The organism is Paenibacillus tabacirhizosphaerae (assembly GCF_040812395.1).
Taxonomy (GTDB): Bacteria; Bacillota; Bacilli; order Paenibacillales; family NBRC-103111; genus Paenibacillus_E.
In genome coordinates this window covers 23,730-41,185 of the sequence record NZ_JBFNXH010000025.1, presented here as the reverse complement: position 1 = coordinate 41,185, position 17,456 = coordinate 23,730, and the positions used below count along the sequence as shown (strand labels likewise).

At 42.9% G+C, this 17,456-nt stretch carries 19 protein-coding genes; 16 read left to right on the top strand and 3 right to left on the bottom strand.

The window, feature by feature from the left end; translation table 11 throughout:
• Positions 1 to 44: 44 nt before the first annotated feature.
• The 10 genes from ABRS97_RS26035 (at position 45) to csrA (ending at position 8,126) form a co-directional block, all read left to right on the top strand.
• Entirely contained in the window at positions 45 to 1,994 is a 1,950-nt protein-coding gene (locus tag ABRS97_RS26035) for an ATP-dependent helicase ComFA (RefSeq protein ID WP_367818853.1), read from the top strand.
• Between the two features lie 306 nt (positions 1,995 to 2,300).
• On the top strand, positions 2,301 to 2,759 hold the full coding sequence (locus ABRS97_RS26030; RefSeq protein ID WP_367818851.1) for a ComF family protein: 459 nt from the start codon (positions 2,301 to 2,303) through the stop codon (positions 2,757 to 2,759).
• A gap of 110 nt (positions 2,760 to 2,869) precedes the next feature.
• Positions 2,870 to 3,292, top strand: coding sequence for a TIGR03826 family flagellar region protein (locus tag ABRS97_RS26025; protein ID WP_367818849.1), 423 nt, complete (start codon positions 2,870 to 2,872; stop codon positions 3,290 to 3,292).
• Between the two features lie 113 nt (positions 3,293 to 3,405).
• Complete coding sequence (gene flgM, locus ABRS97_RS26020; RefSeq protein WP_367818847.1) at positions 3,406 to 3,684, top strand: flagellar biosynthesis anti-sigma factor FlgM; 279 nt, start codon at positions 3,406 to 3,408, stop codon at positions 3,682 to 3,684.
• A 30-nt stretch (positions 3,685 to 3,714) separates the two neighbouring features.
• Complete coding sequence (locus tag ABRS97_RS26015) at positions 3,715 to 4,215, top strand: flagellar protein FlgN (RefSeq protein ID WP_367818845.1); 501 nt, start codon at positions 3,715 to 3,717, stop codon at positions 4,213 to 4,215.
• Positions 4,216 to 4,244: 29 nt separating this feature from the next.
• A complete protein-coding gene (gene flgK / locus ABRS97_RS26010; RefSeq protein ID WP_367818844.1) occupies positions 4,245 to 5,849 on the top strand; it encodes a flagellar hook-associated protein FlgK in 1,605 nt (534 codons plus the stop codon).
• 39 nt (positions 5,850 to 5,888) lie between these two features.
• On the top strand, positions 5,889 to 6,785 hold the full coding sequence (gene flgL, locus ABRS97_RS26005) for a flagellar hook-associated protein FlgL (protein WP_367818842.1): 897 nt from the start codon (positions 5,889 to 5,891) through the stop codon (positions 6,783 to 6,785).
• A 12-nt stretch (positions 6,786 to 6,797) separates the two neighbouring features.
• On the top strand, positions 6,798 to 7,370 hold the full coding sequence (locus ABRS97_RS26000) for a DUF6470 family protein (RefSeq protein ID WP_367818841.1): 573 nt from the start codon (positions 6,798 to 6,800) through the stop codon (positions 7,368 to 7,370).
• A gap of 100 nt (positions 7,371 to 7,470) precedes the next feature.
• Complete coding sequence (gene fliW, locus ABRS97_RS25995) at positions 7,471 to 7,902, top strand: flagellar assembly protein FliW (RefSeq protein ID WP_367818839.1); 432 nt, start codon at positions 7,471 to 7,473, stop codon at positions 7,900 to 7,902.
• Positions 7,896 to 8,126: a carbon storage regulator CsrA gene (csrA, locus tag ABRS97_RS25990; protein ID WP_367818837.1), complete on the top strand. Its 231-nt coding sequence runs from the start codon at positions 7,896 to 7,898 to the stop codon at positions 8,124 to 8,126. Before fliW ends, csrA begins: the two co-directional genes overlap by 7 nt.
• Positions 8,127 to 8,460: 334 nt before the next feature.
• Here the strand turns inward: csrA and ABRS97_RS25985 are convergent, their stop codons facing one another.
• The 3 genes from ABRS97_RS25985 to ABRS97_RS25975 form a co-directional block, all read right to left on the bottom strand.
• Complete coding sequence (locus tag ABRS97_RS25985; RefSeq protein ID WP_367818835.1) at positions 8,461 to 9,639, bottom strand: DUF2920 family protein; 1,179 nt, start codon at positions 9,637 to 9,639, stop codon at positions 8,461 to 8,463.
• 99 nt (positions 9,640 to 9,738) lie between these two features.
• On the bottom strand, positions 9,739 to 10,986 hold the full coding sequence (gene fliB, locus ABRS97_RS25980; protein ID WP_367818834.1) for a flagellin lysine-N-methylase: 1,248 nt from the start codon (positions 10,984 to 10,986) through the stop codon (positions 9,739 to 9,741).
• 78 nt (positions 10,987 to 11,064) lie between these two features.
• Entirely contained in the window at positions 11,065 to 11,283 is a 219-nt protein-coding gene (locus ABRS97_RS25975; protein WP_367818832.1) for a hypothetical protein, read from the bottom strand.
• A 165-nt stretch (positions 11,284 to 11,448) separates the two neighbouring features.
• Between ABRS97_RS25975 and ABRS97_RS25970 the strand changes: the two genes are divergently transcribed.
• From ABRS97_RS25970 to ABRS97_RS25945, 6 genes are all read left to right on the top strand, one after another.
• On the top strand, positions 11,449 to 12,276 hold the full coding sequence (locus ABRS97_RS25970; RefSeq protein ID WP_367818830.1) for a flagellin N-terminal helical domain-containing protein: 828 nt from the start codon (positions 11,449 to 11,451) through the stop codon (positions 12,274 to 12,276).
• 89 nt (positions 12,277 to 12,365) lie between these two features.
• A complete protein-coding gene (locus ABRS97_RS25965; RefSeq protein WP_367818829.1) occupies positions 12,366 to 12,653 on the top strand; it encodes a hypothetical protein in 288 nt (95 codons plus the stop codon).
• Between the two features lie 12 nt (positions 12,654 to 12,665).
• Positions 12,666 to 14,672 (top strand): motility associated factor glycosyltransferase family protein, encoded by a 2,007-nt coding sequence (locus ABRS97_RS25960; RefSeq protein ID WP_367818827.1) that lies wholly within the window; start codon positions 12,666 to 12,668, stop codon positions 14,670 to 14,672.
• Positions 14,672 to 15,025, top strand: coding sequence for a hypothetical protein (locus ABRS97_RS25955; RefSeq protein ID WP_367818825.1), 354 nt, complete (start codon positions 14,672 to 14,674; stop codon positions 15,023 to 15,025). The genes ABRS97_RS25960 and ABRS97_RS25955 overlap by 1 nt, the downstream gene beginning before the upstream one ends.
• Positions 15,022 to 16,407 (top strand): motility associated factor glycosyltransferase family protein, encoded by a 1,386-nt coding sequence (locus ABRS97_RS25950; protein WP_367818823.1) that lies wholly within the window; start codon positions 15,022 to 15,024, stop codon positions 16,405 to 16,407. The genes ABRS97_RS25955 and ABRS97_RS25950 overlap by 4 nt, the downstream gene beginning before the upstream one ends.
• A gap of 15 nt (positions 16,408 to 16,422) precedes the next feature.
• Entirely contained in the window at positions 16,423 to 17,451 is a 1,029-nt protein-coding gene (locus ABRS97_RS25945) for a polysaccharide biosynthesis protein (RefSeq protein WP_367818821.1), read from the top strand.
• Positions 17,452 to 17,456 lie beyond the last annotated feature (5 nt).

Here is a 17,456-nt window from a genome sequence, read left to right as displayed (position 1 = left end):
CGAACGCTTTTAAATACTTATGTGATGAAGAGGCAAGGTGAGGAATGAAGGCTCAGCTTTATGCCGTTCGTAAGGGAAATGTATGGGAATGGCGATTAACGATTCACCCAGAGACAGATTGTCAATATTGGTTCGAGCAATACGCAGCCGACGCCGGCCTCGTAATGTTCGAACCTTTTATTTCGTTAGGGCAGGGTGTGCGACTGCGCGAGAAGCTTCAAATGCAACTGCATCGTGAAGGCTTAAATGCGGTGGAAGGCAGCGATGATGGGAGAATACTCGGGCGAATTCGGCAGTTGGCAGAGGAATGTGGCATCCTGAACAGTGAAGCTTTGGAGTTAAGGCGAGTTCATTATGAACAGTGGATGCAGGGTAGATGCAAAGGATTTACCTGGCATGCCGATGTGTATGCCAAGCTAGTAAAAGCTTGCAGTGGTCGCTCGTTGCTTGTGGAGGAGCTACAGCAGCTTGTCCTGGCAGCAGGGTTGGAACTTGGGGCAGAGGATGACTGGCAGCCCTATGTGCAGCTTGCTCACCTGAATGGTGATGTGGAAATAATGAATGGCTTGAATGTCTTGGAGCGGCGAGATTGGCGCCGGTGGTTTAGACCGGTTACGGGCTACAGTTGCAAGCGATGCGGAAGTGGGACGGAACGTATGTTTTGGTCAGCATGTCTTCATTGCGGACATGCGTGTCCTTATTGTGAAGAGTGCTTGACGATGGGAAGGGTACGGATGTGTTCTTTGCTTGTTGTGGGGCGCTCCGGTGATACTTCAATTTCGGACAGGGGATACGGAGATGAAGTTGGAGATGGCATACATGAAGTCGAAAGTGATCTCCAAACATACATAGAACCGTGGGGGCTCAGCGAGGCCCAAGAGAGAGCGTCTATGGAGGGTCTACGCTTTATAATCAGGCCAGAGGTGGGAGGAGGGGGAAAACGAGGGGGACGCAAGGAAGGAGGAATAAGGAAACAGCCTGACCCGCGCAGGTTTCTCATCTGGGCCGTCACTGGTGCCGGGAAGACGGAGATGATATTCCCTTTCATACACCTCACCATCGCGCGAGGCGGACGTGTTCTCATTGCGACACCGCGTAAAGATGTGGTGTTGGAACTGCAGCCTCGTATCGAGCGAGCGTTCGCTGATTACAGCGTGGTTACGCTGTATGGGGGGAGTGAGCAGCGCTGGGAGCAGGGGCAGATCACGATTGCGACAACGCATCAATTACTGCGTTTCCAGGAAGCTTTTGATCTTGTCATTATTGATGAAATTGATGCTTTTCCTTACCATAACAATCCGATGCTGGGTTATGCCGCCGCCAAAGTATGCAAGCCCAGCGGGACGAATATTTTGCTATCAGCTACACCTTCAAGAGCAATAAGAAAAGCTGCTGAACGCGGGCGATTACCGCATGTTCGTGTGCCTGTACGCTTTCATAAACACCCCCTGCCTGTTCCTCAGCTAATATCTGTTCCCACATTAAGGAAGTCTCTCAAGGTTCAAACACTCCCTCAATCACTATTGTCTCGTTTCAAAGTTTCTGTAGAACGGGGGGCACAAGTCTTTGTTTTTGTCCCCAATATCCAGCTCGTGGAGCCAACGGTTGCACTGCTAAGGTGTAAGTTGCGAATGGACAAGCAGCAGGCTGCTGTCCGTATAGAAGGAACCTCCTCTAAGGACTTGTCACGTACAGAAAAAGTGCAGCTTTTTCGCAATCGGGAGATTCGCGTTCTGGTCACTACTACCATTCTTGAACGTGGCGTTACAGTACCTCAGTCCGATGTATTCATTATGGATGCCGACTCAAAAATATTCGATGAAGCGGCACTTGTGCAAATGGCTGGGCGTGCAGGGAGATCGAAGGATGATCCCGCAGGAAAGGTTTATTTGGCAGCTGCAGAAATTACGCTATCACAAAAAGAGGCTGTTCGACAGATTCGAACAATGAATCGTATTGCTCGTAAACATGGTTTTTTACTGAGGGGGAAATGAATGAGCACGTGGTGGATGCAGGTAAGGGAGATGTTATTTTCGCTGCTCAATCCGAAGAGAGAGGTGTGTTTACTTTGCAAACAACAGAGCAGCCTTGATCGGGAGGAGTTAGGGCTTTGTCGCGCATGTTTCTCACGGATTCCGTGGATTCGTAAAGTACTTTGTTCATCTTGTGGGCGAGGAGAGTCGTGCCTCGATTGCCGCAGGAAGCCACATACCCACTTCTCTAGAAGCCGAAGCGCTGTTCGGTATGATGACACGATGAAAGAGCTTTTGGCACGATATAAGTACCGGGGAGATGAACGTTTGAAAGCGGTGATCGGGCAAATGCTTGTTCATGCTTATCAGTTATTGCAAGTAGAGAGGGCGTCGTCGTTGCCAAAGAATTCTGAGTTGGTGAAGGAGATCATCACATTCGTGCCTGTGAGTGATCGCCGGATGCAGGAACGTGGGTTCAATCAGGCGGAGCAAATGGCGGTGGAATTAGGACGGCGAGTGGGTCTCCCTGTTGTTCGTTTGCTCAATCGCGCCAAGCATACAGATAAGCAAAGTTTTAAAAAAAGAAGTGAACGTATTGATGATCTGGCGCACGTATTTGAAGTGGTTGCGTCGATTCATAGCGATCTGAGAGAATACCAGGGGGCAACAATTCATATTTATGTTGTGGACGATGTGTACACAACTGGGAGTACCATGAATCAATGTTCGAAGGCGCTGAAAGATCACGTATCTGCTAACATTTATGGGTTAACCTGGGCACGGTAATAAAAGGAGCATGTCGCTATTTCAAAAATACTATTATACAAACCTTGTCGAATTGCGGTAAACTGGAATTAATAATTAGATAATGGGAATAATAAAAGGAGGGCCATATAATGGGCATGAATGTAGCCAATTGTCCACGTTGTGGGAAAATATTTGTGAAGGGCTTTGCTGATGTATGTCCGAATTGCTTAAAAGATCTGGAACAACAATATGATAAATGCTTGAAGTTTCTACGTGAAAACAAAGGTGCGAACATAAATGATTTAAGCGAAGCAACAGGTGTGACGGTTAAACAAATCACCAAATTTATTCGTGAGGGCCGGATCTCGATAGTGAATGCTCCGAATATGACTTATCCATGTGAAGTATGCGGGAATTTAATTCGTGAGAAGGCAATTTGTGAATCTTGTCGTATGAAGCTTGTTAAGGATGTTAGGAACAATACGGAAGATGAGAAGAGAGATGAAGAGCGCAGAAGACAAGAAAACAAGATCACATTCAACATTCAGGATCGTTTGAAAGATAAACGGTAATTTTAGAAATAGGCTTATAGAGATATAAAGTTTCATATTGAGGATGCCGATAATAGTTCTAACGATTATCGGCTTTTTATTTTTTAGGTCAAAGAACATAGGAGTGTATCGGTATGAAAATTAATGATAATCAACGCATCGGAGCTGTGAATCCGTATAAGAAATCGGGAGATGCCACTTTCGCTCATGCTGCCGGCAAGAAAGGGAAAGCGAAGGATCAAGTCGAAATATCAGCAGAAGCGAAAGAGCTCCTTGGTGTGCAAGGCAGCGCTCGTACGGAAGAACAAGCTCGTCGCATCGAAGACCTGAAGGGGTCAGTAGCCTCCGGAACATATCAAGTAGACGCTCGTAAGCTCGCTGAGAAGCTTCTTCCGTACCTGAAGAGCAACTAGGCGCAACAACAGATAAGTAGGTGAACGAGCATGTCAATTCAGACTTTATTGGACACGATGGATAGACTTCAGGAAGCACATGAAGCACTGCTCGAGTTAGCTCAAGATAAGAAGCAAATTCTTGTAAGTAACGATGTGGAACAATTGAATCTCATAGTAAATAAGGAGAGCAAATGGATTCGCGTCATCTCAGAGGCTAATAACCAGCGAATTCAGCTCATTAATTCCTATTTGATCTCTAGAGGTTATAATCCAAACTCGCTAATTACAGTCAGCGACCTTATCAAGGTGATTTTTAATGCACAGGAAAAACAAGCGCTCACGCAGGCTCAACAGAAATTGCTAGCCGCAGTGAAACAGTTGAAAAGTGCCAATACTTTTAATCAACAACTGATAGAGCAATCACTTTCATTTATTAATTATACAGTGGATCTAGTATTAGGTGCTCCTGAGGATGATGTGATCTATCATAATCCAAATCAGCAGGCCTATGGAACGAAACGACTAGGTCTCTTCGATACTAAAGCCTAACTGAGGAAATTCGAAAGGAGATCACAACGATGCGTTCCACCTTCACAGGAATTGAGATTTCTAAACGGGCGTTGTTTACGCAGCAAGCCGCTTTGAGTACAACAGGCCATAATATTGCTAACGCGAATACAAAGGGATACTCTAGACAAGTCGTCAATATGGTTGCGTCTATTCCTATTGAATATCCGGGGTTATCTCGAAGTAATGTTCCGGGCCAATTGGGACAAGGTGTTGAATTCGACCAAATTACCAGAATTCGGGAAAAGTTTTTGGATGACCAATTTCATAATGAAAACAAAAATCTGGGAGACTGGTCCATACGAAAAGATACACTGGATAAAATCGAATCCATCGTCAATGAACCATCGGATACGGGTATTCGACAAACCGTGCAAGGATTTTGGAATGCCTGGCAAGAGTTAAGTAAATCCCCTGAGAACACAACAGCTCGAGTCCTTGTCAAAGAGCGGGCGTTGGCAATGACAGATGCGTTTAATCAAGCTTCAAGGCAATTAAAAGATCTATCGACCGACTTAACCACGAACATAGGCATCAAAGCGACAGAAGCAAATACTGCCATTGGTCAAATCGCAAAACTGAATGGAGATATTTACCGGATTGAGGCTTTGGGAGACGATGCTAATGACTTGAGAGATCAACGAGATCTTCTCATGGACAATTTGTCAAAAATCATCAATGTCACCTTTACGGAAGATAGCAGTGGATATAACGTGAGAATGGGTAGTGTAGCATTAGTAACAGGCAAAGAGGTGTCTAGCACACTAACAACTGCATCGCTAGAAGGCTCAGCTTCCTCCGGTGATTTGAATAGCGGAGAAGTATACGGGATGATTCAATCCCGTGATAAATATGTGGCTAATTATCAATTCCAATTCGACTCTATGCTGAAGTCCATGGTACAGGGCGACATACAAACCACACTGCCTCAAGGCATGGTTGTTCCTGAGGGAACTATATTAACGGTCGTGAATGCGGATGGTACAACAACAGCGCAGACCTTCAGCGGTGCAAATCGTACTTTAACCAGTGATTTGAATGTCATTGTGAAAGGTTTTAATGGCTTGCATCAGCTAGGTTACTCGGGTTCTAGTCCTTTGAAGTCAGGTGTCCCATTCTTTACCTTAAAGCCTGGAGAAACAGAATTTAATGCAGCAAGTATTACGGTGAACCCAATCATTCTCAGCGATGCTTCTAACGTATCATCCTCGGCGAGGACTTATGTAGATCCTGCAGATGGCGTAGAGAAAGTTGTAAAAGGGAACAATGATATGGCGTTGTTGCTGGCAGGACTTAAAGAGAAGAAGATTAATTTCGATTCTTCCACCTCAGGTAATACAGTTCTCAAAGATGGCACTTTCGACGAATTCTTCCGTTCAATCGTAGGTCAGTTAGGTGTTCAAAGTCAAGAAGCCACAAGGCAAACTACCAATCAGCAAATTTTAGTTGATCAAGTTGATTCTAATCGTATGGGCGTCAGCGGTGTTTCCTTAGATGAAGAGATGTCCAATATGATCAAATATCAAAAAGCTTACAGTGCTGCCGCTCGTGTTATGACAACCTTTGACGAAATGTTGGATAAAGTTATTAATAGCATGGGTGTTGTGGGTAGGTAATTGAGGTTTAACTAAATCTAGAACGGAGTGTGTCTTTTCATGACAACTCGAGTGACTCAAGGTATGATGAACAACCAGTTACTTCGTAATGTTAGCGCTAACCTTGGAAGAATCAATGATCATCAGAATCAACTGTCTACAGGCAGGAAAATAAATAAGCCTTCTGATGATCCAGTAGGAATCAGTTTTTCACTCCGTTACCGAAGTGAGGGCTCAGCGAATGAGCAGTTTAAGTCGAATGCAGATGCTGCTGTATCATGGCTGGATTACACGGATACAACTCTGAATCAAGCTAATACAGTTATGCAGCGCGTTAGAGAATTAACTGTGAATGCTGCTAATGGAACCAATCCGCAATCGGCTTTGGATGCTATCAAAAAGGAAGTTGATCAGCTTACTGAGCAAATGGTGACAATTGGTAACAGTCAGTTTAATGGTAAGTATGTATTTAATGGTCAACTCACTGATAAACAACCATATACGTTGGCTACTGCCGAGACGGTTCAAGTGGACACAGGAGATATTAAATTCGATATTGGTGTGGGTGTCCGAGTATCAGCCAATGTCTCTGGAGATAAAATATTTGGTGCCCCAGGCGCAAGCGATAACATTTTTACTGTGATGAAAGATTTGTCTGCAGCTTTAGGTTCTGGAAATCAAAATGCTATTGGGGCTTGTATTGGAAGGTTAGATAGCCGTAACGAAGCTTTTTTGCAAGCAAGAGCAGACGTTGGTGCTAGGCAAAATCGGATTGAGCTAGCTCAATCGCGTCTTGAAGACATTAGTATGAATCTTCAGACTCTCCAGGCTAAGGCCGAAGATGCGGACATACCAGGAGTCATTACAAATCTAAAAACAGATGAGAATGTTTATAATGCCTCTTTATCCGTTGGTGCTAAGATTATAAGCACAAGTCTTGTTGATTTCCTTCGATAGGAGCGGTTAACGATGACGTTACCAATCCCACAAATACAGATTCGTCAACAAAATGCCCAGCTAGGTATTGATGCTGATATAGGTAAGCTGGACATCAAACAACCCAAAGCTACTTTCGAAATAACTACCGAACGTCCTAAGCTTGAAATTCACGCGGAGACCGGCGTGCTTTACATTGACTCCAGCAAAGCTTGGGATGCGCTTGGACTTGGCCCTGCCCTTGAGACTATGAATCGTATCTATTCCAGGGCTCATGAAGTAGCCTTGCAGGGGATCGCCAAAATTGTCGAAGACGGTAATCGGCTGGCGGCAATTCAAGAAGGCGGTAATGCCATTGCTGATATTGCGAAGGAAAAGGGCGCGGAGTTTTTCGAGTTTGAGTTCATGGGAGACGCTTCTATGGATAATGTCGATTTGCATTACGAGCCGGGCAAACTCGATATTCAAGTCAAGGAAGGCAAAGTAAACGTGAACACACATCCGAATCCTCCGGAAATTAATTATACCCGGGGTAAGCTCGATATTTATATGATGCAGTACCCTAAAGTGGAGATTATTCCTCCACAAATTGATATCAAAGCATAGGTCCGTTGATGTTCAATTAAAACGCATGACTAATACAAATAATAAAAAATAATGCTATAGCGCAAGCTATAGCATTATGTGTTTAGGAGAAGATTAGAAAATGCTTGAATTTTTGCATGAGAAAGTGATTCGTTTTAATGGAAGTATCCTCGGGTTTGAGGAATTCGATGATTTTGTAATCTCTGTAGTTGAAGAAGGTAGTCCGTACGCTTATTTGCAAAGTTTACAAGATGAGAATATTGGCTTTTTTGTAGTGACGCCTTTTGTCTTTTATCCTGAGTATACATTTGAAATTGAGGATAAAGACAAGAGCTTGCTTGAGTTGAAGTCGAATGAAGAGGTCGCCGTACTTAATATTGTAACAATTAAGGAGCCGTATATAAAGTCTACGGTGAATTTGTTAGCGCCACTAGTGTTAAATATAGCCACTGGGCAAGCTCGTCAATTGGTGCTACCTCCACAATCAACTTATGGGACTAATGACCCTCTCTTTAAAGAAACCCCCGAAGAAGGTGGTGAGCGGCGATGCTGATCCTGACAAGAAAAAAAGGGCAATCGATCATTATAAATAACAACATTGAGATCGTGATATCGGCATTTGACGGAGATCAAGTGAAGATTGGCATTAATGCTCCTAAAGAAGTAAATATTTTGCGCAAGGAATTGTATGAGGCAGTTCAACAAAGCAATAAAGAGGCGATTCGGTCCAAAATAGATTTAAAGGACTTGAAAAATTTTATAAATCCAGAAAAGTGATTTGAAAAGGAGCTGGCATTCGCTTGAAGGATATATATTTTATATAAGGGCACACCCTGACGTCGAACTTGGTTATCGAAGGTAATCTTGAATATTTGGATGTTCTGAGAAAGTTGTTAGATCCGAACGTGCAATAGGCGAAATTATTTGGCAATAAAGAAGACCATCCAGCGATATGCAAGATGGTCTTTTAAATTTTCCTCCCTAGATTCTATTTGCTGTATTGATTCACCTCGAAGTTTTTATTGGTAAATAATGTTTCTACAAACAATTGGACATATTGTAACATAATAACGGAAATGGGTTTGCTCAAAATATGTTAACTCACTTTGATTTATCCAATAATTTCAGCTATTAATTGATAGTCCGTTGTATATGAGATTCTATATGCCTTTCTGCCACAGTCGAAATTATACACACTGCCCAATTGGAAATCTGTTGACTGACTTTTTTTCAACAAATTCCTTTCATCATTATTAGCTGTGAGTTCAAACAAACCTCGTAACGATGCATCCATCCCATGGTTTAAATTTTTGAAGATATTCCCATCTATATCACTTTCGCTGACTTTAGTGAAATAAGTTTGGTTATAATCGCTTAAGATATTAGCAACTTCTTCTTTCTCCCCCACCGGACACATCTGGTCATTTTTGCTGTGATAAATAAAGTAATTTGTTTCAGATTTCACTCTATGCCTTTTTTCCAACAAACTTCTTATCGATCTATGGCTGTCCGAAAAATAATTAGGAGCATTTTCATTTAAGATCGTCCAAGGTTCATTTGATACGCCTTTAATGAATATTTCATCGTCTTGGTATATTGCAGGACCGCCTTTAAAATCCTTCGCGCAAATATTATGTAAGCTAATCCTGGAGAATCCAGAATTGTCTATCACTGTTGAAAATGTATGGGGAGCAAACTTGCCCATTAACATCGCAATGTATCCACCATATGAGGAACCGAATGCGATTATTTTTTTCTTGTTAAGGTGGTGTTGTTTTAAGATATCCCCTAATACGACAAGGCAGTCTATAGCGGGAAGGAATCCAAATGATTCGTATTCACCTTTTGTGTGGCGGATCGTTTGCGTAATAGGCCCTTCCTCAAAACGTTTTATGCCCTTAGACTTTAGCTGAGATACAAGAACTGGAAAGAAGTCAGGTCGAATACCGCCGTTACCAATAAATACAGTATGAGGTATTCCGAAATGATCCTGCAATTCGGCAATATATTCTGCATCAAAATCAATAGAGTCGGGGCTACGTTCTATACCAAAAAAATTAATTCCAGCAACGATACAGTTATAATTGTCGGCAAGGTGAGGGCGTAATTTTTCAGTTTGATAGATAGAGTTAGGTGTGTCTCCAAATGGTGTGATTACCATTATAAGACCAGTTTCTTCGTTGATTCCTTGAGAGGGATATGTCAATACATATTCTAATTGATCCCTTTTATAGTTTAATTCAATGTCGGGGTGCGCTTTAATAGAAACATGTTTTATAGTTGAAATCATTTTTATTCTCCCTCTATAATTCAATGCTGCATTTATATCTGATTCCAATCTCTCTTCTCAGATCTTAAAAAATTATCCTTTGACCTAATCGCTGTCAAACTAATTTTTTATCAAAATTGTCATATAGGGCAAACTAGTGTAGCCGTCCTTTTTTAGCAATCGAATAAGATTTTGCAAAAATTGCTGATCATGACTTAAAACTTTAGTAAATGATTGAATCAGCTTTATTACGTGTTCGGTATTGAGCCCTTGATGTAACCCCGATATTCCAATTAAATGCAATTTGATCATGGCATAATGTACCGCAAGCATGACGTATTCTTCAAACACAGAGTCGTAATTCCCGATGGGGAAAAAGTTCATATAAACATAATTTACCAAATAATTTTCTAAAATATATTCATGTTCTTTCATGAACGGAACGAAATACATATCGAAAGATTTCTTATAATACTCTGTACACTCTTCCACTGTAGCATTTTCGTCGTATTTTAGGCCTTGAATCATTTCCTGCAAACATTCCAGGTATCTCGGAGTGTTTATGCCGCCACTGTTTAAACGTTCTTCTATGATTTCGATCATCAGCTTTATCTGAATAGAATAGTTAACTGGAATATCGTTCAACTGTTCTCTGAGCGAACCGTCATTAATAATGTTTGTGTAAGTTTCGATAAGCTCCGGTATTTCATCGTATTGGCCGGAGTTAATATATTCTTCTACTTTCTGAAAGAACAACCCCAGCAAGACAAGGCGTTCCCACAAAGCGTAGGTACGCAGCTGAAGCACCTTTATTGTAAAAATCCTCAGCTCCCAAAAATATTGTACATACGTATGTCGAAACTTCTTGGAACGAGTGTCGATTGACTTACTAATTATACTTCGCAATTGCGCGGATTCAACGATTTCGTCAAATTCCATTTTGGCAGGATTCAACAAAGCAAGCCGTGCTACCTCGGGACATGATAAAGTGGCCGATCTTTCCAGCACGCCATTAACAATGCTTGTCACTCTGGGATAACTAGTACATGTATCAGAGAGGTAGTCCTCTCCCAGCTTTTGTTGCAGCTTGCATAACTTTCCTTCTGATAAAAACGGGCAAGATCTGGTGGTTTGATTTATTCGGATTTTTGCATAGTTGATCTCAGAACGATTAGATTTTACTCGAGCGATATTTTTTTCAATTAAAGGTTTCAGTTCTGGCTCCCGGATGCGATTATATTTCTTGTAGGTCGCTTCGTCTATATTTACCTGCCAGCCTATGCAGCAGCTATCCTCACAATCGGCCCCAATGCATGCGAAATCATGCATATATTTAGGAACTAGCGCCATCCGCTGATTCTGGTTCATCCATGGTCTCCTCCTTTTTACGTATATATAAATTATCGGTTTACGACATGAAAATAATTAAGAAATGAATTATTGTTTTTACAAGTCTGCGGCGAATTGTTTGGAAGACGCGGTAACAGTCGAAGGAGTTAAGGACGTGAACAGATCAGGGTAGTACAGCTTTTTGATGACCTTGCGATTGATGCTGCCCATTACGGCGAGTTGGGTTCCAAGGTCGATCCGTCCAAATACGACACCAATCAAGCGGGCGACGATATGTTCAGAACGAAGACCTTGTGTACATTGTGAATCAATCAATAAGTCGAATAAATTCTAAAATCGCAAAATTTGCTCTAAACTATTAAGCGACATGTTCCGATATATAAATCAAGCGCTTCTCCTTTAGGGCGGCCGACCTAATTCGGAAAGCGGAAAATTAAGGACACATGGATGTGTTCTTTACAACTCAAGGAGGAATAATACATGATTATCAACCACAACCTGCCCGCACTGAATACGTACAACAAACTGACTACCAACAATGCTGGTACAAATAAGGCTATGGAGAAGCTCTCCTCTGGTCTTCGCATCAACCGTGCAGGTGATGACGCTGCAGGTCTGGCGATCTCCGAGAAAATGCGCGCTCAAATCCGTGGTCTTGATCAGGCTTCCCGTAACTCTCAAGACGGTATTTCCCTGATTCAGACAGCTGAGGGCGCACTTAGTGAAACGCAAAACATTCTGCAACGTATGCGCGAGTTGACAGTTCAAGCTGGTAACGATACCTATGTGACTGCTGACCGTAAAAAGATTGGCTTGGAAGTGCAACAGTTGCAGAAAGAAATTAATCGGATCTCTTCTGCTACGGAATTTAACACTAAGAAGCTGTTGAACTCCACAGTTAGTAAAATCGGATTTCAGGTTGGTGCTAACTCCAAACAAACCATCACAGTATCTGTGCTTGTTAATGCTAAAGCGAGTAAATTAGTTGGTGCGCTGTATGGCTCCAAGTTCTCGGCAATCAAATCCAGCACTGTTGGATCTATCATTAAAGCTATTAACGATGGCATTGGTTCTGTATCTTCCATTCGCGCGAATCTTGGTGCGTACCAGAACCGTTTGGAATATACTATCAACAACCTGAATACTTCATCGGAGAATTTGTCCGCCGCAGAATCCCGTGTTCGCGACGTGGATATGGCGAAAGAAATGATGAACTACACCAAGAGCAACATTCTTGCTCAAGCAGCGCAAGCGATGCTGGCGCAAGCAAACCAACAGCCGCAAGGCGTTCTGCAATTGCTTCGATAATTTTTCTCCCGTATTTCATAAAAAAGCCAACCCGAATGAGGTTGGCTTTTTTAAAACAAATGATTTGCTGTAAATGAATGGGGGAGACTATGTACGACAGAATCGTTGAGGCACTACATGAGAAAGTGAAGCGCATTTGTTATGCTTTCTATCGCTATGAAATAAAGGACGGCTTGAAACAAGTAGAACTTTTTACAAAGGAAATGTCTTCATTATTGACACATAAATCTGTTTCTGAGGCACAACATCGGGAACTGAACAAACTGCTAGAACTGATCTTACTGGCTGTGGAAAACAGAGACTATTTGATAGCTGCAGATATATTAATGTATGAATTGTTCGGACGGATAAAGGCTGTTGCCGGGTCTTCCGAATAAAAGGAGTTTAGTATGAACTATTACGATAGCAATGTACAATTCTTCACGGAATACAACGAATGGCTCTTGAAGCAGATGGAAAAAATCAGTACCGATGAACTTGCATGTATTCATATTGGCGACGATATTGCCTTTAAACTGACAGATGGGCAAGGAAATGAATTTTATTCGGCAAGTATGTATGATCCGCAGTATGAGGCGGAACAATTTTTGGATGGCATCAATTTCGACAATACAGGTTATATCCTGTTTGGGATGGGCTCTTCTGCGATTATCAAACAAATATTGGAAAACAAAACCGAAACGGCATGGGTTTTAATTATAGAGAAAGATCCCGCACTTGTGAAGAAATTTTTTCAGGAAGTTGATTTATCGCCATATCTGTTGGGAAAATTGCAGAGAATTATTATTTTGACTGACCTTATGGGTGATTTGTCTGCTTTAATGAGTCACTATATTTTTTCCTATATCGGATATTATTTGTTGCAGACCGAATTACTGCGTACGTTTGCCAGCTACCGCCGGGATTCCGATTATTATGATACGGTTATCAATATTATTGTAAATCAACTGCGCACTACTGTGACTGCTATGGGTAACTCCATGGACGATACTCTGCTTGGCATGTCCAATGAATTGAAAAATGTCCCAATTGCTCTTCGCTCCCGAAGCATTAAAGATTTAAAAGAAAAATATAAAGGAAAGCCGATTTTTTGCGTAGCATCCGGTCCATCATTGGACAAACAACTTCCCCTGCTCAAGCGGGCTAAAGGAAAGGCGCTGATTATAAGCGCAGAATCGGCGTTCAAAGTACTAATGAAAAACGGGATCGCCCCTGATGTGCTGTGTATTTTGGAAAGGGGGCCCAATTCTTATGAACTCAGTACAAACGGTATGGAAATACCAGAAGAAACGGCCTTGATTGCGCTGTCATTAATGGATCCGCGGCTTCCGCGTGCCTGGAATTCATATGTGGTACCCATATTCAAAGCAAATATTACACATTCCCGGCTTATGAGTGAAGCGCTCGGGGACATGGGGACGCTTTACAATGGCAACTCAGTAGCTCATTTGAGTTATTCCCTGGCTCAGCATCTCGGCGGGTATCCAATTGTTTTTATCGGTCAGGATTTAGCTTATTCGGAAGAGGGGGTTACGCACAGCAAGGATAGTTTTTATGTTGACCAAAATGACGAACAGGTAACCGATGAACAACGCAAGCAGCTTCAAGCTGCTTTGCAGCCAGATCAAAACTTTTATAATAAAACGGTTTATGTGGACGGGTATTATGGCGGGAAAGTGAGATCAAGGGAATTATGGAGACAGTTTCTGTTTTGGATGGAACACATGGTTGAGGCTTTGCCGGCCCCGTTGGTAATCAATTCCACAGAGGGAGGGGCGGATATTAAGGGGACGATAAAGATGCCGTTCCAAGAGGTGCTGGAAAAATATTGCCAAGATCCGACTCCGTCTATTCCCGATTTGTTCCGAGAGTTGCCGTCGCAGCCATCAGATTCAGAATTGTACGATAAAATGAGAAATATGATCGATTTCTTTAATGAACGGCTAGGTGAGATCGAGCGTATAAGCAAGTTTGCGGAAGAGATTCTGCAATCAATTGATCAATTGTTAATGGAGCAGCCGTTTTTGCTGGAGAAGCCGGTGCAATTTTTGGAAATGAAGGCTAGCCGGATTATGCGCAATGTAGAGCACTTGATAAAGGACATGTTAAAGGATCCTTTCAGCATGTTTTACCTCTCCCCGCTTCTTACCAATTATCATGTGAAAATGAATCCGATTTCCCGTGTGTCCTCAATGGAGCGCTTGAAATCTATTTTGGTGCATCAAAGCAACTTTATGATGTGGGTCGTTGAGGGAAAAGATCAAATTATGGACGTGTATGAGAGAGGAATTCGGGAGGCAGTTGCCGAGCTGGAATTAGATGATAAAGAGTTGTACTTTGACCCGAAATTAAAATGGGAAGCGCCGAATCTGGAGCAAGAGGAGGAAGAAGTTTAATGCAAGACATCGTTCAGGAAACATTGGAAAGTATGAAAGACTACGTACCTAGATTGGCAGCGGCTTCTGAGCAAATTGCTCATGATATTCAAACTCACCAGGCGGGCTGGTTAGACACACTAATGGCCTATTTGGAAGGGTTAGATTGGTTGATATCAGCTGTCAACGGAATCCAGCGGTTGGATCGGCGCTTTTTGGAGGGGTGGAACGTTGAGCTCATAAAGCCGCTCATTGATCAAATGGGGGAGGCGATGGAGCAAAAGGATTTTGTATCTTTATGCGACCTGTTGCAGTATGAACTGCGCCCAACGTTGGAATCTTGTGAAAATCAACTAAGAGGAATGGTTCAGTGAGTGAGCGACATCACTTTATCCAAAAGGATGATCCGCGATTTCATGCACCTGATGTGACTCTTGAAAGAGCGAGAAATGGATCGTGGACGGCCTTGATACATGAGTACGGGGTTCCGCCTGTTTACTTGCACAGCCGCTACGATCCCATTGTTGAAGCCAACCGGTTCGCTGCTTCACAATTGAGCAGTTTCGACGGGGAGGATTTGGAGCGTATCGTGCTTTACGGCGTTGGATGCGGGTATCATGTTAGCGCCCTGCTGGAGCAAACAGAGAGTCAGAGAATTCCTATCGAAGTATGGGAGACTAATGTTGCGGCCTTTTTGTATATCAAACAATCGGGTGCAGTTACAGAAATTATGAATAACCCACGGCTAACGTTAGTCGTTACGGATGATTTGAAAGTTTTTGGCGAACGGGTGAATGCTTGGCAGGGCGATTGTGTACACGTAATCGTCCATGAACCGTCTTTGCGCGCAATGCCCGCGGAGTTGGAGTTTTTAAAAAGAATTTTGCAAGATTATAAAATTAAGCATAACAGTGCAATTATTAACAAGGAATCGATGCATCATAATTTTATGCAAAATACTCGGCAGGGTTGGCCGTCAGTTTCAACATTTCAAAGTTTTCCATCTTCAGTTCCAGCTATCCTCATTAGCGCTGGCCCGTCTCTTGCCAAAGCATTGCCCCTCTTGCAAACTGCTGCCAAACATTGTTTACTCGGGGCAGTAGGAACGGCATCTTCTTTGTTGGTTCGTCATGGAATCAGACCCGACTTTATAGTTATGACCGATCCGCAACAGGGAATGATCAGACAGTTGGAAGGTTGGGAAACAGCTGAAATCCCCTTGTTATTCTTGAGTACCGTCAATTCGGAAGTTGTGGATCAATACGCCGGTCCTAAATTTATCCTCTTTCAGGAAGGCTTTGTGCCAGCAGAGAAGATGGCTGCTCTTCGCAGCGAGCCGCTTGTACAGACGGGAGGCTCCGTGTCCACAACGCTATTTTCTCTTGCCCGATTATTGAGCATGCGCCCGCTTTGCTTGGTTGGTCAAGATCTTGCCTACACGGACAACCAGACACACGCAGTGGGGGCGCCGCTCTACAAGAGATGGGAACAGCAAGCGTCGGGAGAGCGTGTGTTAGCGTTTGATCGCAAAGGAACTGTTGTTACCTCGCGCAATTTGCTTGTCTATAAAAAGTGGTTTGAGGAGCAAGCCAGGAGCAGCAATGAGATTTATTTCAATGCTACGGAAGGCGGCGCCTATATCGACGGGTTTGCTCATGTGACACTTTCGGAATTTTTAACAACTTTGCAACTGAACGATGTTTCAAAGGAACGCGAAGAATTTCAGCGATTGGTACGATCCGCATCTATGAACTGATTTGGAGTTGGAAGCATGAACTATGAAGGCAAAAAAATATTGATCATCGGTGGTACTGGAACGCTCGGTCAACATCTTACCCGTTATTTATTGCGGCAAAATCCGCAGGTTATTCGAATTATGAGCCGTGATGAGTACAAACAGTATGAGATGCAACGACATTTTACAGAACACTTGTCGAAACTGCGGTTTTTAATCGGGGACGTCCGGGATGGACAAAGGCTTCTTCGTGCCATGGAGGATATTGATTGCGTCTTTCATCTGGCAGCTATGAAACATGTGCCGTTCTGCGAATACAATCCATTTGAGGCCGTTCAGACGAATATCATCGGTACGCAAAACATGATTCAGTCGGCTATTCAGAGCGGGGTAAAGAAAGTTCTCTTCACTTCTACTGATAAAGCCATATCGCCAACTAATACGTACGGAGCGTCTAAACTGATGGCCGAACGTCTCATATCGGCAGCAGAGTACCAGAAAGGGCCAAAGAAAACCGTATTTGCATCCGTCCGTTTCGGAAATGTAATGGGATCTAGAGGTTCTGTTATCCCACTCTTTGTCAAGCAGATTCTGGAGAAACGGATAGTTACCATAACGGATCTACAGATGACTCGTTACATGATGACGGCCACACAGGCAATTACGCTAATGTTACAGGCGAACGACATATCTCAGGGTGGGGAAGTTTTCGTGTTAAAGATGCCGACCATTTTGCTCGTTGATCTGGTCGATGTAGTCATTGAAGAGGTATGCAAAAAATACGGAATTTCCGAAAAAGTGGTTCGCGAAGAAATCGGCTTGCGGCCAGGGGAAAAGCGGTATGAAGAATTAATGACTGAAGATGAAACGTTGCATGCTTGGGAAACTCCAAATATGTTTATCGTTCCTTCTGCATTTCGTGATGAAAAATGGGAAACCCCGTACCCCAACGCTCAAAAAATGCAGCAATGCACAGTCAACTCTCATCAGGAACAACCTATTGATCGTGATACCCTCCGCCAGTGGATACTAGAGGAGGGTTTAATCAAGGGGGATTTATCTTGAAAAAT